General features: G+C 68.3%; 21 protein-coding genes and 2 tRNA genes. 11 read left to right on the top strand and 12 right to left on the bottom strand.

All coding sequences use genetic code 11. The features are described from left to right. Positions 1-43: 43 nt before the first annotated feature. Both ASG72_RS14885 and ASG72_RS14880 read right to left on the bottom strand, forming a co-directional pair. Positions 44-625, bottom strand: coding sequence for a DedA family protein (locus ASG72_RS14885; protein WP_056713514.1), 582 nt, complete (start codon positions 623-625; stop codon positions 44-46). A 208-nt stretch (positions 626-833) separates the two neighbouring features. Then, on the bottom strand, positions 834-3,650 hold the full coding sequence (locus ASG72_RS14880; protein ID WP_056713512.1) for a valine--tRNA ligase: 2,817 nt from the start codon (positions 3,648-3,650) through the stop codon (positions 834-836). A gap of 202 nt (positions 3,651-3,852) precedes the next feature. Here ASG72_RS14880 and ASG72_RS14875 point away from each other — a divergent pair, with 202 nt between their 5' ends. Then, positions 3,853-4,338, top strand: coding sequence for a pyridoxamine 5'-phosphate oxidase family protein (locus ASG72_RS14875; protein WP_056713510.1), 486 nt, complete (start codon positions 3,853-3,855; stop codon positions 4,336-4,338). 34 nt (positions 4,339-4,372) lie between these two features. After that, positions 4,373-4,597 carry a hypothetical protein gene (locus tag ASG72_RS14870; RefSeq protein ID WP_056713508.1) on the top strand — a complete coding sequence of 75 codons (225 nt, stop codon included), beginning with the start codon at positions 4,373-4,375 and terminating at the stop codon, positions 4,595-4,597. Positions 4,598-4,685: 88 nt separating this feature from the next. On the opposite strand, the gene ASG72_RS21305 is transcribed toward ASG72_RS14870, so the two are convergent. From ASG72_RS21305 to ASG72_RS14840, 6 genes are all read right to left on the bottom strand, one after another. Continuing rightward, positions 4,686-4,907 carry a DUF2497 domain-containing protein gene (locus tag ASG72_RS21305; RefSeq protein ID WP_244488841.1) on the bottom strand — a complete coding sequence of 74 codons (222 nt, stop codon included), beginning with the start codon at positions 4,905-4,907 and terminating at the stop codon, positions 4,686-4,688. Positions 4,908-5,504: 597 nt separating this feature from the next. Further along, the gene (locus tag ASG72_RS14860; RefSeq protein ID WP_056714779.1) at positions 5,505-6,917 is read right to left on the bottom strand and encodes a TolC family outer membrane protein; all 1,413 of its coding nucleotides are present in this window, start codon (positions 6,915-6,917) and stop codon (positions 5,505-5,507) included. Positions 6,918-7,088: 171 nt separating this feature from the next. Continuing rightward, positions 7,089-7,727: a hypothetical protein gene (locus tag ASG72_RS14855; protein WP_056713504.1), complete on the bottom strand. Its 639-nt coding sequence runs from the start codon at positions 7,725-7,727 to the stop codon at positions 7,089-7,091. A 136-nt stretch (positions 7,728-7,863) separates the two neighbouring features. Then, positions 7,864-8,586, bottom strand: coding sequence for an extensin family protein (locus ASG72_RS14850; protein ID WP_162246254.1), 723 nt, complete (start codon positions 8,584-8,586; stop codon positions 7,864-7,866). A 166-nt stretch (positions 8,587-8,752) separates the two neighbouring features. Beyond that, a complete protein-coding gene (locus ASG72_RS14845; protein WP_056713500.1) occupies positions 8,753-9,739 on the bottom strand; it encodes a L,D-transpeptidase in 987 nt (328 codons plus the stop codon). Positions 9,740-9,834: 95 nt separating this feature from the next. Next, a complete protein-coding gene (locus tag ASG72_RS14840; protein WP_056713499.1) occupies positions 9,835-10,155 on the bottom strand; it encodes a YdeI/OmpD-associated family protein in 321 nt (106 codons plus the stop codon). 250 nt (positions 10,156-10,405) lie between these two features. Between ASG72_RS14840 and ASG72_RS20830 the strand changes: the two genes are divergently transcribed. Both ASG72_RS20830 and ASG72_RS21175 read left to right on the top strand, forming a co-directional pair. Continuing rightward, positions 10,406-10,648 carry a DUF6719 family protein gene (locus tag ASG72_RS20830; protein ID WP_156395981.1) on the top strand — a complete coding sequence of 81 codons (243 nt, stop codon included), beginning with the start codon at positions 10,406-10,408 and terminating at the stop codon, positions 10,646-10,648. Positions 10,649-10,888: 240 nt separating this feature from the next. Continuing rightward, the gene (locus ASG72_RS21175; protein ID WP_156395980.1) at positions 10,889-11,230 is read left to right on the top strand and encodes a hypothetical protein; all 342 of its coding nucleotides are present in this window, start codon (positions 10,889-10,891) and stop codon (positions 11,228-11,230) included. 114 nt (positions 11,231-11,344) lie between these two features. On the opposite strand, the gene ASG72_RS14835 is transcribed toward ASG72_RS21175, so the two are convergent. Further along, a tRNA-Cys gene (locus ASG72_RS14835) sits at positions 11,345-11,418 on the bottom strand. A gap of 186 nt (positions 11,419-11,604) precedes the next feature. On the opposite strand from ASG72_RS14835, the gene ASG72_RS14830 reads away from it, so the two are divergent. The 6 genes from ASG72_RS14830 to ASG72_RS14805 all read left to right on the top strand — a co-directional run bounded on the left by ASG72_RS14830 (position 11,605) and on the right by ASG72_RS14805 (position 18,061). Further along, positions 11,605-11,679, top strand: a tRNA-Asn gene (locus tag ASG72_RS14830). Between the two features lie 128 nt (positions 11,680-11,807). After that, entirely contained in the window at positions 11,808-13,253 is a 1,446-nt protein-coding gene (locus tag ASG72_RS14825; protein WP_056713497.1) for a deoxyribodipyrimidine photo-lyase, read from the top strand. A 53-nt stretch (positions 13,254-13,306) separates the two neighbouring features. Further along, positions 13,307-14,608, top strand: a complete 1,302-nt coding sequence (locus ASG72_RS14820) for an FAD-dependent oxidoreductase (RefSeq protein WP_056713495.1) — start codon at positions 13,307-13,309, stop codon at positions 14,606-14,608. Continuing rightward, on the top strand, positions 14,605-15,465 hold the full coding sequence (locus tag ASG72_RS14815; RefSeq protein WP_056713493.1) for a DUF1365 domain-containing protein: 861 nt from the start codon (positions 14,605-14,607) through the stop codon (positions 15,463-15,465). The genes ASG72_RS14820 and ASG72_RS14815 overlap by 4 nt, the downstream gene beginning before the upstream one ends. Continuing rightward, positions 15,462-16,736 (top strand): cyclopropane-fatty-acyl-phospholipid synthase family protein, encoded by a 1,275-nt coding sequence (locus tag ASG72_RS14810; protein WP_244488814.1) that lies wholly within the window; start codon positions 15,462-15,464, stop codon positions 16,734-16,736. The genes ASG72_RS14815 and ASG72_RS14810 overlap by 4 nt, the downstream gene beginning before the upstream one ends. Beyond that, positions 16,733-18,061, top strand: coding sequence for an MFS transporter (locus tag ASG72_RS14805; protein WP_056713492.1), 1,329 nt, complete (start codon positions 16,733-16,735; stop codon positions 18,059-18,061). The genes ASG72_RS14810 and ASG72_RS14805 overlap by 4 nt, the downstream gene beginning before the upstream one ends. Here ASG72_RS14805 and ASG72_RS14800 read toward each other — a convergent pair. From ASG72_RS14800 to ASG72_RS14790, 3 genes are all read right to left on the bottom strand, one after another. Then, positions 18,058-18,852 (bottom strand): SDR family NAD(P)-dependent oxidoreductase, encoded by a 795-nt coding sequence (locus ASG72_RS14800; protein ID WP_056713489.1) that lies wholly within the window; start codon positions 18,850-18,852, stop codon positions 18,058-18,060. The genes ASG72_RS14805 and ASG72_RS14800 overlap by 4 nt on opposite strands. Before the next feature lie 68 nt (positions 18,853-18,920). Beyond that, positions 18,921-20,486 carry a cryptochrome/photolyase family protein gene (locus tag ASG72_RS14795; RefSeq protein ID WP_056713487.1) on the bottom strand — a complete coding sequence of 522 codons (1,566 nt, stop codon included), beginning with the start codon at positions 20,484-20,486 and terminating at the stop codon, positions 18,921-18,923. 36 nt (positions 20,487-20,522) lie between these two features. Next, positions 20,523-21,176 (bottom strand): ChrR family anti-sigma-E factor, encoded by a 654-nt coding sequence (locus ASG72_RS14790; protein ID WP_244488813.1) that lies wholly within the window; start codon positions 21,174-21,176, stop codon positions 20,523-20,525. A 218-nt stretch (positions 21,177-21,394) separates the two neighbouring features. On the opposite strand from ASG72_RS14790, the gene ASG72_RS14785 reads away from it, so the two are divergent. Further along, the gene (locus ASG72_RS14785) at positions 21,395-22,111 is read left to right on the top strand and encodes an alanyl-tRNA editing protein (RefSeq protein WP_056713484.1); all 717 of its coding nucleotides are present in this window, start codon (positions 21,395-21,397) and stop codon (positions 22,109-22,111) included. Positions 22,112-22,144: the final 33 nt, after the last annotated feature.

Raw genomic sequence — 22,144 nt, 5'->3', positions numbered from 1 at the left:
GTGGGAGCTGTTGCGGCGGCGCCACAGCCGCCGCCGGTCCGGCTCAGAGAACGGCGGGCAGGACGAAGAAGCCGCCGACGATGATCACGACCAGCGCCAGCGCCGTCATCGGCAGATGCTTCTCGATGAAGATGCGGATGTCGTCGCCGTAGAAGCGCAGTGCGACGGCGATTATCGCGAAGAAGGTGACGCGCGAGACGACCATGCCGACCGTGAACTTCCAGATGTCGAAATGCAGGAAGCCGGACATGATCGTGACGATCTTGAACGGGATCGGCGTCAGCCCCTTGGTGACCAGCACCCAGAACCAGAAATCCTGCGAGGTGGCGATCAGCTCGGCGGCCTTGTCCTGCAGCCCGTAGATGCCGATCAGCCAGGAGCCGAGGGAATCGTAGAGCAGCGCGCCGATCGCATAGCCGAGATAGCCGCCCAAAACGGCGCCGAGAGAGCAGACGCCGGCATAGAACCAGGCGCGGTCGGGCCGGGCGATGCACATCGGCAGCAGCAGCGGCAGGGGCGGAAGCGGGCTGACCGAGCTCTCGACGAAGGTCAGGAAAAACAGAAGCCAGGGTGCCGCCGGGTGGGATGCGTAGGATACCAGCCCGTCATAAGCGCGCTTCAGCATGGCGAAGGGTCAACCCGTCCTGGATTTCGGCGACTGATAGAGCAGCATGAGGCGGCGCTGCATGGCAGCGTTGCGCCTCACGCGCATCTAGCGGTCCCGCGATGAGAATGCCAGAGCTCTCTTACAGGAAGGTCAATTTCTGGGCGCTGCCGTGGCGAGGATGAGACTCTTCCCTCCGCTACGGGCGCAGCGGAAGCCCGGTGGGGCCTCAGGCCAGCCGCGCCAGCGCCTCCGCCACCTTGAGCTTGCGCGCCTCGGCGGCGGCCCGGCGCTCGCGGTTCTCCTCGACGATCTCTTCGGGCGCGCGCGCCATGAAATCGGGATTGCCGAGCTTGCGGTCGACCGTCGCGATGTCCTGGTCGAGCTTGGCGGCCTCCTTGGTCAGGCGCGCCCGCTCGACCTCGAGATCGATGATGCCCGACAGCGGCAGCGCCGCCACCTCGCCGCGCACGATGATCTGGGCCGATTGCCCGGGCACCACGCTCTCGAAGCTGATGCCGGCGATGCGCGCCAGCCGCTCGATCATCGGCCGCCAGGTCTCGATGATCGTCCGAGTCGCGGCCGATGCGTTGACGAGGACGAGCGGCGCCTGCGTCCCGGCCGGGACGTTCACCTCGGAGCGGACCGATCGGATGTCGGAGATGAGATCGACGACGAAGCCGATCTCGGCTTCCGCTTCCGCGTCGGCCAGCCCGGAGAGATCGGGCCAGCGGGTCAGGCAGACGAGATCGACATCCGCCGCCTGCCGGCGCGGCGCCCCGATCCCGGCCTTCTGCGCCCAGAGCTCCTCGGTGAGGAACGGCATGAACGGATGGAGAAGCTGGCAGATCAAATCGAGCAGATGGGCGACCGTGGCCTGGGTCTCCGCTTTCTCCGCGGGATCGACGCCCTCCCCCTGCAGGACGGGCTTGGCGAGCTCCAGATACCAGTCGCAGAACTGGTTCCAGACGAAGCGATAGGCGGCGCCCGCGGCATCGTTGAAGCGGAAACTCGGGATGCCGGCGGCGATCTCCTCGGCCGCGCGCGCCGCCTCGCTGAGGATCCAGCGATTGAGCGGCTGCTCGACGGCGGCCGGGTCGAAGCCCTCCGCCCTGGCGCAGCCATTCATCTCGGCGAAGCGGGCGGCGTTCCAGATCTTGGTCGCGAAATTGCGATAGCCCTCGACCCGCGCCGTGCTGAGCTTGATGTCGCGGCCCTGCGCCGCCATGGCCGCCAGCGTGAAGCGCAGCGCATCGGCCCCGTATTTGTCGACCAGGGTCAGCGGGTCGATGACGTTGCCCTTGGACTTCGACATCTTCGCGCCCTTCTCGTCGCGAACGATGGCGTGGATGTAAACGTCCCTGAACGGCACCTCATCCATGAAGTTGAGGCCCATCATCATCATCCGGGCGACCCAGAAGAAGATGATGTCGAAGGCGGTGACGAGGGTGGCGGTGGGGTAATAGCGCTGCAGCTCGGCCGTCTCCTCCGGCCAGCCCAGCGTCGAGAACGGCCAGAGCGCCGAGGAGAACCAGGTGTCGAGCACGTCCTCGTCACGCGTCAGCTGCACCGTCCCGCCATAGTGAGACAGCGCCGATGCCTGGGCCGCCGCCTCCGATTCCGCGACGAAGACCTCGCCATCCGGCCCATACCAGGCCGGGATCTGGTGGCCCCACCAGAGCTGGCGCGAGACGCACCAGGGCTCGATATTCTCGAGCCAGTCGTAATAGACCTTCGTCCAACTCTCGGGGGTGAATTTGGTGCGGCCGTCACGGACCGCCTGCAGGGCGCGCTGCGCCAGCGGCTTCACGTCGACATACCATTGGTCGGTCAGCCAGGGCTCGATCACGACGTCCGAACGGTCGCCATGCGGAACGGTATGGGCATGCGGCTCGATCTTCGCGAGATGGCCGCGGGCCGCCATCAAGGCGACGACGGCCCGGCGCGCGGCGAAGCGGTCGAGCCCGTGCAAAGCGAGCGTCTCCGGCTCCGGCGACGCCCCCTCCAGGAAATCCTCATTGTCCGAGAGCAGGATCCGGGCCTCGGCATCGAGCATGTTGATGATCGCCAGCTTGTGGCGCTTGCCGACCTCGAAATCGTTGAAATCATGCGCGGGCGTGATCTTGACCGCGCCGGTGCCCTTCTCCGGGTCGGCATAGGCGTCCGGCACGATCGGGATCAGCCTTCCGACCAGCGGCAGGACTGCGTTGCGGCCGATGAGATGCGCGAGCGTCGGATTTTCCGGATGGACCGCGACGCCGCTGTCCCCGAGCATGGTCTCCGGCCGCGTCGTCGCCACCTGGATGAAAGTGGAGGGGTCGCCGGCGTCGTAGGTGACGCCTTCCAGGGGATAGTTGAAGTAATAGAGGTGCCCGCCGGGATTGCGGTTCAGCGCCTTGTCGAGCTTGGCGGCGTCGAACGCCTCCTCCCCGCCGCTCTGCCATTTGAAGGTGCCCGACGCCTCGACCTGCAGCACTTCGAGGTCGGAGATGGCTGTCTGGAATTTCGGGTCCCAATTGACCAGGCGCTTGGCGCGATAGATCAGCCCCTGCTTGTGCAGGGCGACGAAGACCTTGAGGACGGCCGCGCTCAGCCCCTCATCCATGGTGAAACGTTCGCGCGACCAGTCACAGGAGGCGCCGAGCCGCTTCAGCTGGTTGACGATGGTCCCGCCGGATTCCTCCTTCCAGCGCCAGACCTCCTCCAGAAAGGCTTCGCGGCCCATGGTCCGGCGGTCGCTGCGGTTTTCCGCCGCGAGCTTGCGCTCCACCACCATCTGCGTGGCGATGCCGGCATGGTCGGTCCCGGGCTGCCAGAGCACGTCCTTGCCGCGCATCCGCTCGAAACGGCACAGCACGTCCTGCAGGGTGTTGTTGAGCGCGTGGCCCATATGCAGCGAGCCGGTGACGTTCGGTGGCGGGATGACGATGCAATAGGGCTCGGCCCCGGCGGCGGCCCCGCGCCCGGCCTTGAACGCCTCGGCCTTCTCCCAGGCCAGGCTGATGCGCGCCTCGACGGCTGCAGGCTCGAATGTCTTGTCCATCATCGCTTCGCTCGAACGCAAAAAGGGCCGGGGTGCCCGCCCCGGCCACTCATCACGGGCCAAAAGGTCTGCCGCCTTAAGAGCCCAAGCGATACCCGCCCGTCAATCTCCGTATCTGTCCGCCGGCCCCGGGCACGGCCGGTGCAACCGCAGGGAACACGCGCAGCGTCCGCTCGTTCTAACCCCCGAAAGCGGAGGATAGACGATGACACACCATACTGATCAGGACCGGGTCTGGACGCTGATCGAGGATATCGGCCTGTGCATGCTGGTGACTCACGACGGCTCGGGCGATGAATTGCGCGCGCGGCCGATGAGCGCTCATCCGAGCCGCGACGAGGATGCGATCTATTTCCTCACCGATGCCCGCGACCACAAAGACGACGAGGTCGCGATCAACGACAATGTCTGCCTGACCTTCGCGGATAATGGCGGCTATCGCTATGTCTCCGTGACCGGCACCGCCAATGTCATGGACGACCGCCGCAAGGTCGAGGAGCTCTGGTCCCCCGCCGCCAAGGCGTTCTGGGACAGCAAGGACGATCCGTCGATCCGCGTGCTGCGCGTGCGGCCCTCCATGGCGGAATTCTGGGACAGCCCCGGCAAGATCGTGACCAGCGTCAAGATGGCGGTCGCGGCCGTGACCGGCGGGAAGCCCGATCTCGGAACCAATCGCAAAGTCTCGCTGTAAAGCGGCTGATCATCAGCAGGAAAGGGAAGTCCCGATGAATTTGATCGTCCATGCACTCGGCGCCTGGCTGGCTACGGAAGCCGCCTCCGGGCGCTATCCCCGCCCCGTCGCGGTCGGGCTCGCCATGCTGGTTTCGCGCCTCGGCGCCCCGACGGCTGCGCTCGCGATCGCCGGTTTCGCCTTCAAGAAGCTGCGTGAGGCCGGCGCCTTCGAGGGCAACACCGCCGCCGGGCAGAACCGCGGCCAGCGCCGCGACTGAGGATGAGCGTCCGGCGGCACGGCCGATCCGGACGCTTGGCTGTTGACTTCCGCCGTGCGCCTCGCCTGACCGGCAGGCGCGCGGCGCGCTAGCTTCGGCCGCCGCGGGCGACGCGCTCGATCTCGGCGCGCACCAGCCGCTCGACCATCGTCGGCAGATTATCGTCCAGCCAGGTCTTCAGCATCGGCTTCAGCATGTCCTTGACCAGATCCTCCAGCGTCCGTGCGTTGTTGGTGAGCACGGTGTGGGCGAGCTGGCCGAAGGCGCTGGTCACGGCGTGGCTGGTCTGGTCCGAGAGCAGCTGCGCCATGTCGAAGGCCTGCGGCTGCGTTTGCGGCGGATCCCGCTGAGGCTCCGGTTGGGGCGGCGGCATGAAGGCCGCGGCGACGGGCTCGGGCGCCGGTTGCGGGGCAGGCTCCGTCAGCTCCGGCTCGAGAAATTCGATATCCTGCATTTCCGGCGGAGCGGGCTCGGCTTCGACAGCTGCGAGCGGCTGAGCCTCGGCGCCGAGATCGAGCACGTCCTCGTCCTCGACCGGCGCGGGCTCATTGGCGGGCTGGAGCGAGGCGGCACCGGCGAGCAGCGAGCGCAGATCATCGTCCGGAGCCGGCGGCGGCGGTTCGGCCGGCTTGTCGTCATCCGAGATGATCCGTCTGATGGAGGCGAGAATCTCCTCCATGGACGGTTCGTTTGGCTTCGGCTGCGCGCTCATCTGGGGTCCGGATCACTCGACACGGCGCATCTCAGAATCACCGGATACGCCATTGGCGAGTATTCCATTCGTGCCGAATCGCACAAGGCGCGGACGGGGCCGGCCCACAGGAGATTCGCTTGTGTTGCCGGAATGTCGCCAGCTAGCGAGCGGGCTGTCCATGGCGGACCGCCGGAGCGGGCCGCCCATGCCCGCTCAGCGCCCGTCGGGCGTCTGCGTGCCCCAGGCCAGGCCCTTGACCTGATCGTAATGGCGGCGCGCGTCATAGATATCGGTCCGCAGCTTCAGCACCTCGGCCGACAGCCGCCCGGTGGCCGATAGCACGGCATAGGAGGCGACCACCCGGTCGCGCTGGGCGGCGACGAGCGACGAGCGCGCGCTGACCAGCTCCTGCTGGGCGTTCAGCACGTCGAGCGTCGTGCGCTGGCCGACCTTGGCCTCCTCGCGCACGCCCGAGAGCGCCGTCTCGGCGGCCTGGACCTGCGCCTGCGCGGCGACGATCTGCGCCTTGGCGGCTTCGAGCGAGCCCCAGGCGGAGACCACCGCGGCGCGCACGGTGTCGCGCTGCGTATCGACCTCGATGCGCCTCTGCCCGGCCGTCTCCTTGGCCTGGCGGGTGCGGGAATAGACCTGGCCGCCCTCGTAGATCGGGATGGTCAGCGTGCCGACGAGGCTGGCGCTCGTCCGGTTGTCGCCGAAGGAGGTGCTGTCATAGCGCTGCTGCACGGCGCCGCGCACGCCGATGACCGGATAGAGATCGGCCTCGACGACCTTGACCTGCAGCTCGGCCGCATCGACGCCATGCAGCGAGGCGAGGATCGCGGGATGCCCGGTCAGCGCCGTTTCCAGCGCGGCAGGCAAGCTCCTGGGCAGGAGGTTCTCGACAGGCCGGCCGGGAGCGAGGCTCTTGGGCTCGGCGCCGACATTCTGCCGAAAGCGCGCGATCGAGGTTTTCAGGTTCGATTCCGCCAGGATCGCCTGGGATTGCGACTGCGACAGGCGCGCCTCGGCCTGGGCGACGTCGGTCCGCGTCACCTCCCCGACCTGAAATCGATCCCGCGTCTGGCGCAGCTGCTCCTCCAGCACCTCGACGTTGTTGCGGTTGAGGGTCAGGATCGCCGTGTCGCGCAGCACGTTCATATAGGAGGTGGCCGCGTCGAGCAGCACGTTCTGCTCGGTATTGCGCAGAGTGGCGCGGGCGCCGAGCACCTGTGATTCCGCCTGGCTGACCGAGCTGCGCGTCTTGCCGCTGTCAAAAATGTTCTGGTCGATCTGAATGCCGGCGCCGCGCGGGTTCAGCCGCGCCACGTTGCGGCTGTGCCGGCCCGAGGCGGTGGCGTTGGCGGGCGTATCCGCTTCCGTGATGCTGGCGCCGATATCGGCGGATGCGGTGATGCGCGGACGATAGCCGGAGAGAGCCTGCGGCACGTTTTCATTGGTGACGCGGACGGCGGCGCGCTGGGCGTTGAGCGTGGGATTGGCGGAATAGGCGCGCGCCAGCGCGGCGTCCATGGTCTGGGCGCCTGCGCCGGAAGCCGAGAACGCGAGCACCAGCGCAACCAGCGCGGTACCGCCACTCAGGCCCTTCGAGGTCTTCCCGCTTCTCATCTGCTTCACTGGACGCCTCTTGCGCGAACGACAGTCACGCCCAGGCATCGCCCTAGCCTCGGCTTCGAATCTCGCCCCAATTGATAGCGGCAGTGGGCGCGGCAGCCAATGGCAATGGCCGGCGGCAGGCTTTTCTTTGGGACACTGCCGCAAAAATGCGACACCTGCCACCTAAAATACGAAGCCGGGAACCTTTTTGAACTCCGACAGAATTGGCGCGGCCGCGTCGAAAACGGTACGGGCCGCGATCGAGGCTCCGGTCTTCTGGTAAAGACGTACGCGTGCCGCGCGCCCGACCCCCTCGACCACGATCAGCCGGCCCTCTTCCTTGATCAGCCCGAACAGCGGCTCGGGCACAATCTCGCAGGCGCCGGAGACCAGCACCGCATCGAAGCGCTGCGGCGCGGGGGCGGTGCCGGTGATCGTCACGGCGGCGCCGGCGGCTGCGAGCGCCGGGCCGGCGAGGGCCCGGGCGGCCTCGTCGGGCTCGTACAGCGTCGCTTCCATCCCCATCAGCGCCATCAGCGCGGCGCCGTAGCCGGTGCCACCACCATATTCCAGCACGGTCTCGCCCGGCTGCAATTCGAGAAACTGGATCATCCGCGCCACCACCATCGGCGCCATCAAGGTGCGGCCGGTGCCCGGGATCGCGACGGAACGGTCGAGATAGGCCAGATGCGACAGGTCCGGCGGCAAAAAGGCCTCGCGCGGAACGGTATCGGCGGCGGCCAGGACGGCACGGTCGGTGACGTCATAGGTGCGCAGCTGGCAATCGACCATCATGCGGCGCAGCGCAGCGAAACTGTCCATCAGCACTCTCTCCGTCAGAGGGCGCGCCGGACCGTTGCCGCACGGCCTCGCGACCATGAGCAGCTTTTGTTGGAGGCGGCGGCAAAAGGCAAGACTGGATGCTGCCGCGATCAGGCCCCGAAGGCGATCGCGCGCCCTACTCCACCGTCCATTGGCACATCTTGTAGCCGCCCCCGCGCTGGCGCAGGTCGACATGGAGATGGTCCTGATGCGAGGCGTCGGCGCCGGGGCCGAGCACGGTGGTGAAGCGGGCGCAGGCGCTCCGGCGGACGCTCTCGCGCAGCGCTTTGGTCGCGGGCTCGCGGTCATAGAGCGGGACGGCGCGGCCATCCTGCATCAGCAGCTGGCCGAGATCGAGCGCGTTGCCGGTGGCGTGTTCGCTGAGCTTCGCCCCCGCGACCCGGTTGCGTCCGCGGCAGGCATGGCCGCCCGTGCTGACGAGCTTCGACAGCTTGCGGCCGTCCGTGGCAGCGATGGCGACGAGATCCTCCCGGACCCAGCGCACGACCTCCAGCGCGAAGCCGCAGCGCAAGGTGACGGCATTGTCCAGCGTGACCGTGCCATCGGCGGTCCTGATCGCCTTGAAGGTCACCGGCTCCTCGACTTCGCAGTCGCCACTGCCGGTATCGGCCGGGTTGGGCAGGATCTCGGCGCCACTTTCGGCGAAATCCGCGAGGCAGGCCGAGGGCGGTGGCAAGGGCGAGCCCATCGGGAAGGGTCCGGCCGGATCGGCGGGGCTGCCCGTGGCATCGCCGGCGCGCCCCGGCTCCGAGGCCTCGGCGGCACGCGCCACGGGTTTCACGGCCTGGTCGGCGCGGGCCGGCGGCACGATGGCCGGGCGCGCGGTCGCAGGTCGCAAGGCGGAGGGGCGCCGAGGCGGCAGTGGTGCGCTGACCGGCTTTTCCGCCGCCGCCGGCTGCGGACGGGTCCGAGCCCGCTCACGCCCCTCCGACGCGTCCGGCGCCAGGCCGCAGAGCAGAGCCAGCATCAGGCCCGGCAGGAGCGGCAGGCAGCGGCGCGAGCGGTCAATCGACAAAGCGGACGGGGACCCCGGGGGCGACCAGCTGGGCCAGTTCCTCGGCATCCCAATTGGTCAGCCGCACGCAGCCATGCGAGCTGGTCTTGCTGACCTTGGACGGCTCCGGCGTGCCATGGATGCCGAAGGTCGGCTTGGAGAGCGCGATCCAGATCGTGCCGACCGGGCCATTGGGACCGGGCGGCAGGATCATCCGCTCCGTATTGCGCCCCTGCTGGAAGTTCTTCTCGGGATCATAGGTGTAGTTCGGATTGCGCGCGATGCGCTCGATCTCGTGGTCGCCGCTGGGAGACGGTGTCGCCTCGCTGCCGATCGTGGCGGGGTAGCTGGCGATGATCGCGTCGCCCTCGCCATAGACGACCAGCATGCCGGTGCTCTTCACCGCCTCCAGCCGCCGCGCACTGCCCTTCTCGAGCGCGCGCCGGACATTGACGACGGCGAGCGCCTCGCCGGTCTTGCCGAAATCGGCCGAGGGGTTCAGCGCGGAGAGCAGCCCCTCGCTCATATGGAAGCGCTCGGCCAGCATCTCCTGCGGCGAGACATAGGCGAGGCGCTTCATCTCCGCCTGTTTCGCGTAATCGCGCGGGATGCTGTCGGCGAATTCATAGGCGCTGTCCTTGTCCGACACGCGATAGGCACCGATCACGTCGTCGACCTTATCTCCGGCCAGGATCGCCCAGGCCTGCTCGTCGATCTCGTCACCCGGCGCCAGCCGCTCCTGGCGGCGGAACTGCGCCACCGCCTTGCGGACGTTCTCGCCGTCGAGCCCGTCGATCACCCCCGGCGAGATGGAGCGGCGGCTGAGCAGCACCTGGAGCTTGACGATGAAGGGGTCCGGCCCGGTGGCGGGCTTGGCGCCGCTATCGGCGAACGTCGCGGCATTGACCGCCTCGGGCGTCAGCGCCAGCGCGGTCTGCGGCAGGAACGCTGCCAGCCAGGCCGCGAGCATCGCGGCCGATAGGTATCGAATGCTCATCTCATCCCCTGGTCCGGCGCACGCCCGGGGCGCGCTACCGACTATACCGGGAGAGAGCGCGTTGGTTCCGCTTCAGGCGACGGGCTGGCGAGCGGTCAGCCGCTCCGCCGCCCGGTCCGGCGCCGACCCTCGACCAAAACCGCCTGCTGCCAGGGGCTCGGCGCCTTGTCGGTGCGGTGGATGCAGCCCGCCCAGCAGCAGGGGCGCGTCTTGCCCTCGAGCACCTCCTCGCAGGTCCTGCGGATCCGACGTTCGCGCGTCGCCGCCTGCTTCGCGTCATCGACCCAGCAGATGAACTCGTTGCGGCCGAGCGGGGTGAGGCCCTGCCAGAGTTGCAGCAGCGCCGGATCGGCCAGCACCGCCGCCTGCAGATCCTCGCCGGCCTGATGGACGGTGCCATGGGGGAATGGGGTCACGACAACCTCGCAAAGGATCGTCCGCAAAGGGATCGCGGCATGTGAGCGGCCCGCGGATGGTGATGGCTCCGGCGCCAGCTGTCCAGCCTCCGCGCTGCGGCCTCCGGGAGCGACTGCGCGCTGACGGCCGGCCAGGCGAAAAACCGTGGTTCCTCAGGCCGATCGGTGCAATGCTTGCGAGCGTCGCAGCCTGTCCGGCTCGCGATGAGATACGGTCGCGTCTGCGAAACTCGTCTTCTCAGGAGTGGTGATGAGATCCCTGATTGTCGCGATTGCCGCTTCTGTCTGGCTCGCCGCTCCCGCAGCTGCCCAGACCATTTTGAAGGAAGAGCCCGCGCAGGGCGCCCTCCGCTATCCCCAGACCGTGCTGGTCGAGAGCCGTCGCTGCCCCGCCGGCCACGTCATGGAGGTGACCGGCGGCCGCATGCCGAGCCGCGACAGCCGCAGCACGGATGCCGCGAGATCGCGATCGCGACGCTGCGTGCCGCGCTAGCCACCGGCAGACCGGGCCCGCATCGTTCCTAGACCTGGTCTCCGGCTTCGAAATAGCCGGAGACCAGCCTGGTGCCGTCCACCTCGCTCGGCCGGGAGAATAGGCGACTGGGACGAAATGTCAGGCCCGCCCGTATCGGCGCCGGGCCGGCCGGCTCCTGCGGCTGCAGCCACCCATGCCTCCGTCGCTCCCCGGAGCTGGCGCGATGATTGCGCCGCGAGCCTCATCGGAGGCCTTGGGATGCTCGAGATGACACTGAATGTTTTAACATGGGACAGCCGAGGCGGGGCGAAAGCGACCCGCCGTCCCGGAACGCGACTGAAGCAATGTCTATGGGCGGCTGCGCTCCTGCCTGCCCTGTCAGGCCATGCCGGCGCCCAGGATTGGCAGAGAACCACGCGCTATGATGCCGGCGGCAGTGTCACGACGTTCAGATGGCTGCGCCCGGAGCCGGAGCATATCGCCGGATTGCGGAAGGCCGCCCCTCCCAATAATTGCGCGGTGCTGGCCTTCGAGGTCTTGAACCCGAAGCGCGGGGAGGCCCGCTGCGTGGGCTATGTGCCGCCCTATTTCCCGCCCTGAGGCCGGGCGGGGTGCCGGGGAGCGTCGCAGCCGGCCGGCGCCCATCCCTGAAATGGAGGCGCGACCGCATGAAAAACGAGAGAGATCGGTGAGATCGGTCGAGCACGAAGTGCTTGGAGGCCTCGCCCGGAATCGAACCGGGGTGCAAGGATTTGCAGTCCTCTGCGTAACCACTCCGCCACGAGGCCTTCCGCAGGCTCACGCTGCCGTGAACCCGTGGAGGGCGTATAACCACAAGCGGCGGCAGGCTGCAACATAATCCGGCGCGCAACCCGCGGGATCGGTCGAGAATATTGCCCGGCACAATTTCCTGGCCCGGCAATGCCGGAAAGGGGTTGCGCCATCAAGGCGCGCTGGGTATACGCGGCCACCGATCCCGGATAGCTCAGCGGTAGAGCAATCGACTGTTAATCGATTGGTCGCAGGTTCGAATCCTGCTCCGGGAGCCAGCATTTTCGAAGGGCCTGGGCGTGTATCGCCCGGGCCCTTTTCGCATGGGCGCAGGCCGGGCGCGGCATTCGGCCAACGCGGCCGGGGACGGCTGGCCTTCCCCCTCGCTTCGCCCTAGCTAGGCCGGATGACAGCTCCTGCCCTGCACTGGTTCCGCGACGATCTGCGGCTGGCCGATAATCCCGCGCTCACCGCCGCGCTCGAGGCCGGCCCGGCCATTCTCGTCTATATCCTGGATGACGGGCCGGAGCGGCGGCCGCTCGGGGCGGCGTCACGCTGGTGGCTGGCGCAGTCGCTGCGCGCGCTGTCGCGGGCGATCGCGCGGCGCGGCGGTGCGTTGCATCTGCTGAAGGGCGATCCCGCCGCCCTGATTCCGGCGCTGGTCAGCGCCGGCGGAATCGGCACGGTGACCTGGAACCGGCGCTACGAGGCCGAAAGCATCGCGCTCGACACGGCGCTGAAAGCGGAGCTGACGGCCGCCGGCTGCACGGTGAAGACCGGCAATACGGCTCTGCTCAACGAGCCCTGGCAGGTGAAGAGCAAGATCGGCGAGCCGATGAAGGTCTTCACCCCCTATTGGCGGGCGGCGCGTGCCCGGGGTGAGCCCGACGCCCCCCTCCCGGCGCCGGCGCGGCTGGCGAATCCGGCCTTGCCGCCGGATCTGCGCCGGCAGACGCTCGCGCTCGAGGAGCTCGCCCTGGAACCGACCAGGCCCGATTGGGCGGGGGGTCTGCGCGAGGAATGGACGCCCGGCGAGGAGGGCGCGAAGACCCGGCTGCACGATTTTCTGGACGGGCCGCTCGACGGCTATGGCGAGGGGCGCAACCGGCCCGATTCGGTGACGACCTCGCGCCTCTCGCCGCATCTGCGCTTCGGCGAGATCGGGCCGCGGCAGATCTGGCACGCCACGCAGGCGGCCCGCGATTCCGGCGCGATCTCGGCCGGCGCCTCCGATGCCGAGAAATTCCTGTCGGAGATCGGCTGGCGCGAATTCTCCTACCATTTGCTCTACTACAATCCGGAGCTGGCGCGGCAGAACTACAACCGGCGCTTCGACGCCTTTCCCTGGCAGAGCGACCCGCCGGCCCTGACGGCCTGGCAGCGCGGCCGGACGGGCTACCCGATCGTCGATGCCGGGATGCGCGAGCTCTGGACCACCGGCTGGATGCATAACCGCGTCCGGATGATCGTCGCCTCCTTCCTGATCAAGCATCTGCTGATCGATTGGCGCGAGGGCGAGCGCTGGTTCTGGGACACGCTGGTCGATGCCGATCCGGCCAACAACGCCGCGAGCTGGCAATGGGTCGCGGGCTCCGGTGCCGATGCCTCGCCCTATTACCGGATCTTCAACCCCGTCACCCAGGGCCGGAAATTCGATCCGCAGGGGGGATATGTGCGGCGCTGGGTGCCGGAGATCGCCGGGCTCGACGACGGCGTCATCCACGAGCCCTGGACCGCTTCGGCGGCGGAGCGCCGGGATGCCGGGGCGCAGGATTATCCGAAGCCGGTGGTGGCGCTCGATGCCGGGCGCGAGCGCGCTCTGGCGGCGCTCGCCTCGTTGAAACCAGTTTGAGTTTCGCAGCGTACACCAGCCACGGACCAAGCCTTCTGAGGACCATCAGCCGCATGCGCATTGCTATCATCGGGTCCGGCATCGCCGGAAACTCGGCCGCCTGGGCCCTCGCCACGGGATCCGCGCACGAGATCGTCGTCTACGAGAAGGAGCAGCGGCTGGGCGGGCATTCGGCGACGGTCGATATCGACTATGATGGGACGAAAATCCCCGTCGATACCGGCTTCATCGTCTATAACGAGCTGAACTACCCCAATCTCACCGCGCTGTTCGCGCATCTCGGCGTGCAGACGCAGCTGTCCGACATGGGCTTCGCAGTCTCTGCCCAGGGCGGCAGGCGCGAATGGGCGGGCCGCGGCGAGGCGATGCTCGACGGGCTGTTCGCACGCCGCCGCAACATCGTCTCGCTGGCCCATTACAGGATGATCCGCGAGATGTTCCGCTTCAACAAGAGCGCGGTCGCGGATTATCGGGCGAACCGGCTCGGCGGCATGACGATCGGCGAGTATCTCGAGGCCGGCCGCTATTCCCCGGTGTTCCGCGATTCCTATCTCGCGCCGATGGGGGCGGCGATCTGGTCGATGCCCCCTGCCCGGCTTCTCGGCTTTCCCGCCGCCAGCTTCATCGCCTTCTTCGACAATCACCGGCTGCTGCATTGGGACCGGCCGAGCTGGCGCACGGTGAGCGGCGGCAGCCGCCGCTATGTCGAACGGCTGACGGCGCCCTTCCGCGAGCGGATCAGGGCCGGCGTCGCGGTCACCGGGATCAGCCGCGACGTCTCCGGCGTGACGGTGCGCGACGCGACCGGCCGGGCCGAGCGCTTCGACCAGGTGATCATGGCCACGCATTCCGACCAGGCGCTCGCTTTGCTGGACGATGCCTCGCCGCTGGAGCGGCAGGTGCTCGGCGATATCCGCTACCGCCCCAACGACGTCTTCCTGCACCGCGACCCGGCGCTGATGCCCCGGCGCAAGGCGGCCTGGTCGGCCTGGAACGTGCTGGCGAGCGACGATCCCGAGGCCGAGCTGACCCTGACCTATTGGATGAACGCGCTGCAGGGCATCGACAAGCGCAAGCCCGTCTTCGTCACGCTCAACCCGCCGACCCCGCCACGGCCCGAGCTGACCTTCGGCCGCTTCAATTACAGCCACCCGCAATATGACCGGGCGGCTCTCGCCGCCCAGGCGCGGCTGCCCGGCATCCAGGGCCGCAATCGCATCTGGTTCACCGGGGCATGGACGGGCTATGGTTTCCATGAGGATGGGCTGAAGGCAGGGCTGACCGCGGCCGAGGCGCTGGGCGCCCAGGTGCCGTGGCGCGCGGCCATGCCGGCCCTCGTCGAGGCCGCGGAATGAGTGCCATCCCTGCGCCGTCAGACTTCCCACCGCCCGATGCCGCCGTCTCGCTGGTGCCGGGCAAGGTGATGCATGCCCGGATGAAGCCGAAGCCGCACCGGTTCCAGTACCGCGTCTTCAACCTGCTCATCGATCTCGACCGCCTGGCCCAGGCCGGGCGTGCGAGCCCTCTGTTCCGGATCGGCCCGGGCTGGAGCCTGGCGAGCTTCCGCGAAAGCGACCATGGCGATGGGCGGACGCCGCTGCGCCACCATGTCGAGCGCCTGCTCGCCCCGGCCGGACTCGATCTCTCCGGCGGCCGCATCCTGCTGCTCTGCTATCCCCGGATCCTCGGCTTCGTCTTCAATCCGATCTCGATCTATTTCTGCTATGATCGCGAGGCGCGGCTGCAGGCGCTGATCTACGAGGTCCGCAACACCTTCGGCGAGATGCACAGCTATGTCGCCCCGGTCGCGCCGGGCGAACTGACTGAAGCCGGCCTGCGCCAGGTGCGCGACAAGCTCTTCTACGTTTCCCCTTTCCTCGACATGCCGATGCGCTATCATTTCAGGGTGCTGCCGCCGGGGGAGACGGTGAAGGTGCGCATTCTGGAAACCGATCGCGATGGGCCGATCCTGGCCGCGAGCTTCGCCGGCACGCGCCGGGCGCTGACATCGGCCAGCCTGGTCCGTGCCTGCCTCGCCATGCCGCTGATGACCCTGAAGGTCGTGGCCGGCATCCATTGGGAGGCGCTGAAGCTCTGGCTGAAAGGGATCGGCCTGCAGGCCCGCCCGGCACCGCCACCGGTCGCCGCGAGTTATCAAAGCGCGGCCGACTGGGCCGAAGCCCGGCCGCTGAGCGGGGTGCGGATCCCATGAATGCGCCGTCCAATGCCATGACCACCATGCCGGACCAGACCCCATCCGAGCCCCTGCTCGTCGACGCCGCCAGCGTCGCGGAGGTGACGAAGGGCCTGTCCTTCGCCACGCGCCAGGCGCTGAAGCTCGCGGCGCGGATCAGGCTCGGTGCCTTGACCGTGACGCTGCCGGATGGCCGCAGCCTGCTGTTCAGGGGCAGCGAGCCCGGCCCGGAGGCGCAGCTGATCATCCATGATTTCGGCTTCGCCTCGCGCCTCTCCGGCGGCGGCGATCTCGGTTTCGCGGAGGCCTATCTGCGCCGGGAATGGGACACGCCGGATCTGGCGCGCTTCCTCGAGCTGTTCGCCGCGAACTACCCGGTGATCCAGACGCTGCTGCCCGGCAAGCCGCTGGTGCGGCTCTGGCAGATGCTGCAGCATTTCCGCCGCCGCAACACCAAGGCGCAGGCCCGCAAGAACATCCACGCGCATTACGACCTCGGCAACCGTTTCTACGGCGCCTGGCTCGACCGCACCATGACCTATTCCTCCGGCATCTTCGCGCCGGGAGACAGCGATCTCGCCGCGGCGCAGACGCGCAAATACCGTGCCCTCGCCGAGCAGACCGGCATCGGTCCCGAGGACCATGTTCTCGAGATCGGCTGCGGCTGGGGCGGCTTCGCCGAATACGCCGCCCGCGAGATCGGCTGCCGCGTCACCGGGCTCACCATCAGCCAGGAACAGTTCGACTTCGCGCAGCAGCGCATCCGGGATGCCGGGCTGCAGGATCGCGTGACGATCAAGCTGCAGGATTATCGCGACGAGACCGGCACCTATGACAGGATCGCCTCGATCGAGATGTTCGAGGCAGTGGGCGAAGCCTTCTGGCCGGTCTATTTCGAGCAGCTGCGCGACCGGCTGCGCCCGGGCGGGACGGCCGGTCTCCAGGTGATCACGATCCGCGACGAGAGCTTCAAGGTCTATCGCCGCGAGCTCGATTTCATCCGCGCCTATATCTTCCCCGGCGGGATGCTGCCGACGCCGACGATCATGCGCAAGCTGGGCGACCGGTTCGGCGTGCCGCTCGCCCATGAGCTGATCTTCGGCCTGGATTACGCGACGACGCTGGCGAGCTGGCGAGACCGCTTCAGGGCGGCCTGGCCGCAGCTCAAGCCGCTGGGCTTCGACGAGCGCTTCCGGCGGATGTGGGAATATTACCTCGCCTATTGCGAGGCCGGATTCCGCTCCGGCAATATCGACGTGCGGCAGATGGTGTTCGCGAAGACCGCGTGAGCGAACCGTCACGCCCCGTCCTGCTCGCCTATGCGCTGCCGGCGATCCCGCTGGCGGCGCTGAGCCTGCCCTTCTACGTGATGGTGCCGGAATTCTACGCGCGCGAGATCGGCCTGCCGATCGCGACCGTCGGCTATGTCCTGCTGATCGTGCGGCTGCTCGATGCGGTGAGCGACCCCGTCGCCGGCTGGGCCGCCGATCGCTTCCGCCCCGGCTTCGGCCGGCGCAGGCTGTGGATGGCGCTGTCGGCGCCGCTCGTCGCCATCTCCGCCTGGTTCGTGCTCGCCCCGCCGCAACAGGCGGGCGCCGGCTATCTGCTGCTCTGGGCGAGCCTTCTGTCCCTGGCCTGGACCGCGGCGCAGGTGCCCTATGGCGCCTGGGGCGCCGAGCTCTCGCGCTCCTATGCCGGCCGCACCCGCGTCGCGGCCTTCCGCGAGAGCGGCACGGTGATCGGCACCCTGCTCGCCCTGCTGATCCCGGCGGTGGTGCAGCTCCAGGGCGGCGGCAGCCGCGACGGGCTGCTGGCGCTGGCGCTGCTGATCGGGCTCGGCCTGCCGCTCTTCGCCTGGATCGCCGTCGCGTCCACGCCGGAGCCGCGCGAGCGCAGCCGGGTGCCGCTGGATTTTCGCAGGGGGCTGGCCGCGCTGACCGGCAATCGCCCGTTCCGGCGGCTGCTGGCCGCCTTCTTCATCAACAGCTTCGCCAATGGCCTGCCGGCAACGCTCTTCCTGTTCTTCGTGGCGGAGCGGCTGGGCCAGCGCGATGCGGCCGGGCCGCTTCTGGTGCTGTATTTCCTGTGCGGGGTGCTCGGCGTGCCGTTCTGGCTCTGGCTCGCCGGACGCAGCTCGAAGCATCGCGCCTGGAGCTGGGGCATGCTGCTGGCGGTGCTCTGCTTCGGCTTCGCCGTGCTGCTGGGCGAAGGCGACGTCATCGCCTTCGGGCTGATCTGCATCCTGACCGGGCTGGCGCTCGGCGCCGATGTGGTGCTGCCCGCCTCGATCCAGGCCGATGTGATCGACATCGACACCGCCGCCACCGGCAATGAGCGCGCCGGGCTCTATCTCGGGCTCTGGGCGCTGGCGACCAAGCTCGCCTTCGCCGGCGCGGTCGGCCTCGCCTTTCCCCTGCTCAGCGCGGCCGGCTTCGACCCGGCGGCCGGCGTCAGGACGGAGAGCGGCCTTCTCATGCTGGGCCTGCTCTATGCCGGGCTGCCGGTGCTGCTGAAGCTCGTGGCGATCGCCTTGGTCTGGAATTTTCCGTTCGACCGGGCGGCGCTCGGCGCGGTCGAGACGCGGATCGCGGCCGGAACGCAGGCGCCGGCCTAATCCGTGCGCTTGTCCCAGCCGGTGGCCTTGGCGACCAGCCAGAAATACAGGGGATAGGGCAGGAGATTGACCGTCTTGATGATCCAGGCGAGGCGCCGCGGAAACACGATCTCGAAGCCGCCGCCTGCGAAACCGTCGACCGTGCGGCGCGCCGCCTCCTCCATCGTCATCAGGAAGGGCATCGGGAAATCGTTCTTGCGGGTCAGCGGCGTGTCGATGAAGCCCGGATTGACCAGCTGCAGCTTGATGCCGAGCCTGTCGCAATCGAACTTCAACGCCTCGCAGAGATGGATCGCGGCGGCTTTCGAGGCGCCATAGGCCGCAGCCTTGGGCAGGCCGCCATAGCCCGCGGTCGAGGCGTTCACCGCGATCTGCCCGCGGCCCCGCGCCTTCATCCGCTCCAGCACGGCGGCCAGCCCCCTGGCGACGCCCAATGTATTGACTGCGAAGGCCTGTTCGAAGGCCGCGATATCGAGCGCGCCGGCCCGGACATAGGGTGCGATCCCGGCATTGAAGAAGGCCAGCGCGATCGGCCCGTGCACATGCTCGATCGTGTCGACCACATGCTCCATCGAGGCGGAATCGGTGACGTCGCCGGCATGGGCGACCAGCCGGCCGGGCAGGCCCTCCGCCCGGCGCGCCAGATCCTCGAGCTGCTCCAGGCGGCGCGCCGTGATCGCCACGGTCCAGCCGCGACGGGCGAGTTCGAGCGCGACGGCTTCCCCGATGCCGGAGCTCGCGCCGGTGATCCAGGCGACGCCATCCTTCGGCGTCATGCTCGGCAGGGCCATGCGGGTCATCCTCCTGGTTTCGAAACGGGCGCCGGCGGGGCCGGCGCGGCGAGGCAAGCGTCAGGCCATCATCCGAACAGATCGGGCTGGACCCGCTGGACCGGCTCCCCCGAATCCAGCGCCGCGAGAAAGGCGCCGGCCTCGCGCAGGATCGTCTCGCGGCGCGCGGCGTTCATCCTGTCCAGCGTGCGATAGGGCATCGCCATGCGGGGATTATTCTGGAGCGCGGCCCGGTTCTCGCTGAGGAAATGCCAGTAGAGCAGGTTGAACGGGCAGGCCCCCTCGCCCGTCTTGATCGCGGGATCATAGACGCAGGCTTCGCAGTAATTCGACATGCGGTCGATATAGGCGCCCGAGGCGGCATAGGGCTTGGACGCCAAAAGCCCGCCATCGGCGAACATCACCATGCCATGGACATTGGGCAACTCGACCCATTCATAGGCGTCGGCATAGACGGCGAGGTACCATTCCTCGATCTCGGCCGGCCTCACCCCCGCCAGCAGCGCGAAATTGCCGGTCACCATCAGCCGCTGGATGTGATGCGCATAGGCGTGGCGCCTTGTATCGTCGATCGCACAGGCGAGGCAGTTCATCGCCGTCTCGCCCGACCAGTAGAACCAGGGCAGCGGGCGATCGGCACCGAGACGGTTGGTCTCGGCATAGGCCGGCATCTCCAGCCAATAGATGCCGCGCACATATTCGCGCCAGCCCAGGATCTGGCGGATGAAGCCCTCGACCGCGTTGAGCGGCGCGGTCCCGGCCCGCCAGGCGCGCTTGGCGGCGAGGCAGACCTCGCGCGGCAGGAGCAGCCCGGCATTGAGATAGGGCGATATCAGCGCATGGAAGAGGAAGGGCTCGTCCTGCGCCATGGCGTCCTGATAATCGCCGAAGCGCGGCAGCGCCCGCTCGACGAACAGGGCCAGCGCCGCCAGCGCATCCTCCCGCGTGACCGCCCAGTTGAAGCCGTCGAGATCGCCGAAATGATCCTGGAAGCGCGCCGCGACCAGCGCGATGACCTCGTCCGTCACCGCATCCGGCTCGAAGCGCAGGCGCTCGGGCGGGCGCGTCCCGGGCGGAAGTCGCTTGCGATTCTCGGCGTCGAAGTTCCAGCGCCTGCCGGCGGGATCGTCGCCCTCCATGAGAAGGCCGGTGCGCCGGCGCATCTCGCGGTAGAAGAACTCCATGCGATAGCTCTTGCGGCCATCGGCCCAGGCGCGGAAATCGCTGCGCGAGCACAGGAAGCGGTCATCCTCGCGGATGACGACCGGCAGCCCGAGCTGCTGCGGCCAATCATCCATCATCCGCCTGACCCGCCATTCACCGGGCTCCGTCACCACCACCCGGTCGGGCGCGTGGCGCAGCACGGCGCGCTTCAGCTCGCCGGTGAAGCTGCCGCTGTTCCCGGGATCGTCGAGGCGCACATAATCCACCTGCAGCCCTTCCAGCCGCAGCGCCTCGGCGAAATGACGCATGGCGGAGAGGATGAAGGCGATCTTCTGCCGGTGGTGCCGGACATAGGTCGTCTCCTCGGCGACCTCGACCATCAGCACGACGTCGCGCGCCGGATCGAACCCGTCGAGCGAGGCGAGGTCGCGGCTGAGCTGGTCGCCGAGGACGAGGACGAGCGTCTTCACAAGCGCGACCTCCCGGCAGCCGTCAGCCGGACGGGATCAGTGATGGAAGACTTTGCGCAGCAGCCGCATCACCGGGCCGGTCAGCTGCAGCGGTGCGTCGGTGACGGCGAAGCAAAGGCAATCCTCGTCCCTGTCGGCGACCGGCGTGTGATCGACCTCGGCATCGGCGATGGCGATGTCGCCGCGGCGGTAATGGCCCAGCGGATCGGTGAAGCCGCCCTTGAGCAGCAGGGTGACCTCGTCGCCTTCATGCGTATGCGAGGGCAGGCGGCGCCCCGCCTTGACCCAATACAGCACGGCCTCGCCGGCATCCGTCTCCGCGATCTTGTACTCCTTGATGCCCGGCAGCTTGAAGCGCCAGGGCACGTCCCGCGACGCCCGTCCGACGAGCTGCTGCAGCGGCCGCGGAAACACCGGATCCTCCGGCAGGACGGACCGGACCACAGGCTCGGCCCCGAAGATCCGGGCGAGCATCGCGTCCCGCGTCACCAGCGGACGCGGCGCGGCCTCGGTGATGGACTGGCTCGCCAGCTCCTCCAGCGCCGCGACGAAACCCCGGTTCTGCCCGGACAGCGCGAGATGGGAGCCTACGAGCGCATGCAGCGGCGCGTTCAGCCCGCCGGCCGCGTAGCTCGCGAGCAGGGCGTCCAGCGGCTTCGCCTGGGGAGAATCAGCCTGGTTCAGGATCAAGACGATCTGTCCTCAATGTCGACGCGGCTGGCTGTCAGCCCGCCTTGTCAGTTCTACGGCAGGGCTCCTGAATCGGATCAATTCTGCGCGAGAATTATCTAATCGCAAATGCGACCGCGCCCAAGCCGTCAAAACGTCGCCATGGGCCGCCCCGGCAGTGGCGCAGCCGCGACGAAGCGTGCAATCTCCGGCGCGAACGAGGTGTCAGAGAGCCAGCCATGCCGACCGAATTACTGTTCCGCCAGGACGCCTATATCGACCGCAACGCCGCCCGTGTCGAGGCGGTGACCGAGCGCGGCGCGATCATCCTGGACCGGACGGTGTTCTATGCGACCGGAGGCGGCCAGCCCGGCGATTCCGGCACGCTGCGCAGGGCCGACGGAAGCGAGATCACGATCGCGACCGCGATTTACGACCCCGAGGACAAGAGCCGCGTGCTGCATGTCCCCGCCGAGGGCCAGGACCTGCCCGAACCGGGCGAGACCGTCGAGCTGGTGCTGGACTGGGACAAGCGGCTGAAGCGGATGCGAATCCACACAGCGCTTCATCTGCTCAGCGTCACCCTGCCCTATCCCGTCACCGGCGGATCGATCGGCGATGGCGAGGGCCGGCTGGATTTCGACATTCCCGATGGCGGGCTCGACAGGGCCGCGATCGGCGACGCGCTGAACGCGCTGATCGCCCGCCATGCCGAGGTGACCGAGCGCTGGATCACCGATGCCGAGCTCGACGCGAATCCGGGGCTGGTGAAGACCATGTCGGTGAAGCCGCCGCGTGGCTCCGGACGGGTCAGGCTGGTGGCGATCGGCGATATCGACCTGCAGCCCTGCGGCGGCACCCATGTCCGCAACACCGCCGAGATCGGCCTTGTCGCGGTCACCGATATCGAGAAGAAGGGCAAGCAGAACCGGCGCGTCCGGATCGCGCTCGCCTGATCATGCGGGCCGCCGCAGAGCGGCCGAGGGAGG

This window comes from Allobosea sp. Leaf344, assembly GCF_001426225.1.
Lineage (GTDB): Bacteria > Pseudomonadota > Alphaproteobacteria > Rhizobiales > Beijerinckiaceae > Allobosea.
Note: the sequence above shows the minus strand (reverse complement) of the source record. Positions and strands in the feature narration are given on the sequence as shown.

What these genes read in the sequence shown, in the direction of transcription:
- ASG72_RS14885 (WP_056713514.1), bottom strand. Translation starts at nt 625, where the DNA reads ATGCTGAAGCGCGCTTATGACGGGCTGGTATCCTACGCATCCCACCCG.
- ASG72_RS14880 (WP_056713512.1), bottom strand. Translation starts at nt 3,650, where the DNA reads ATGATGGACAAGACATTCGAGCCTGCAGCCGTCGAGGCGCGCATCAGC.
- ASG72_RS14875 (WP_056713510.1), top strand. Translation starts at nt 3,853, where the DNA reads ATGACACACCATACTGATCAGGACCGGGTCTGGACGCTGATCGAGGAT.
- ASG72_RS14870 (WP_056713508.1), top strand. Translation starts at nt 4,373, where the DNA reads ATGAATTTGATCGTCCATGCACTCGGCGCCTGGCTGGCTACGGAAGCC.
- ASG72_RS21305 (WP_244488841.1), bottom strand. Translation starts at nt 4,907, where the DNA reads ATGGCGCAGCTGCTCTCGGACCAGACCAGCCACGCCGTGACCAGCGCC.
- ASG72_RS14860 (WP_056714779.1), bottom strand. Translation starts at nt 6,917, where the DNA reads ATGAGAAGCGGGAAGACCTCGAAGGGCCTGAGTGGCGGTACCGCGCTG.
- ASG72_RS14855 (WP_056713504.1), bottom strand. Translation starts at nt 7,727, where the DNA reads ATGGACAGTTTCGCTGCGCTGCGCCGCATGATGGTCGATTGCCAGCTG.
- ASG72_RS14845 (WP_056713500.1), bottom strand. Translation starts at nt 9,739, where the DNA reads ATGAGCATTCGATACCTATCGGCCGCGATGCTCGCGGCCTGGCTGGCA.
- ASG72_RS20830 (WP_156395981.1), top strand. Translation starts at nt 10,406, where the DNA reads ATGAGATCCCTGATTGTCGCGATTGCCGCTTCTGTCTGGCTCGCCGCT.
- ASG72_RS21175 (WP_156395980.1), top strand. Translation starts at nt 10,889, where the DNA reads ATGCTCGAGATGACACTGAATGTTTTAACATGGGACAGCCGAGGCGGG.
- ASG72_RS14825 (WP_056713497.1), top strand. Translation starts at nt 11,808, where the DNA reads ATGACAGCTCCTGCCCTGCACTGGTTCCGCGACGATCTGCGGCTGGCC.
- ASG72_RS14820 (WP_056713495.1), top strand. Translation starts at nt 13,307, where the DNA reads ATGCGCATTGCTATCATCGGGTCCGGCATCGCCGGAAACTCGGCCGCC.
- ASG72_RS14815 (WP_056713493.1), top strand. Translation starts at nt 14,605, where the DNA reads ATGAGTGCCATCCCTGCGCCGTCAGACTTCCCACCGCCCGATGCCGCC.
- ASG72_RS14810 (WP_244488814.1), top strand. Translation starts at nt 15,462, where the DNA reads ATGAATGCGCCGTCCAATGCCATGACCACCATGCCGGACCAGACCCCA.
- ASG72_RS14800 (WP_056713489.1), bottom strand. Translation starts at nt 18,852, where the DNA reads ATGGCCCTGCCGAGCATGACGCCGAAGGATGGCGTCGCCTGGATCACC.
- ASG72_RS14785 (WP_056713484.1), top strand. Translation starts at nt 21,395, where the DNA reads ATGCCGACCGAATTACTGTTCCGCCAGGACGCCTATATCGACCGCAAC.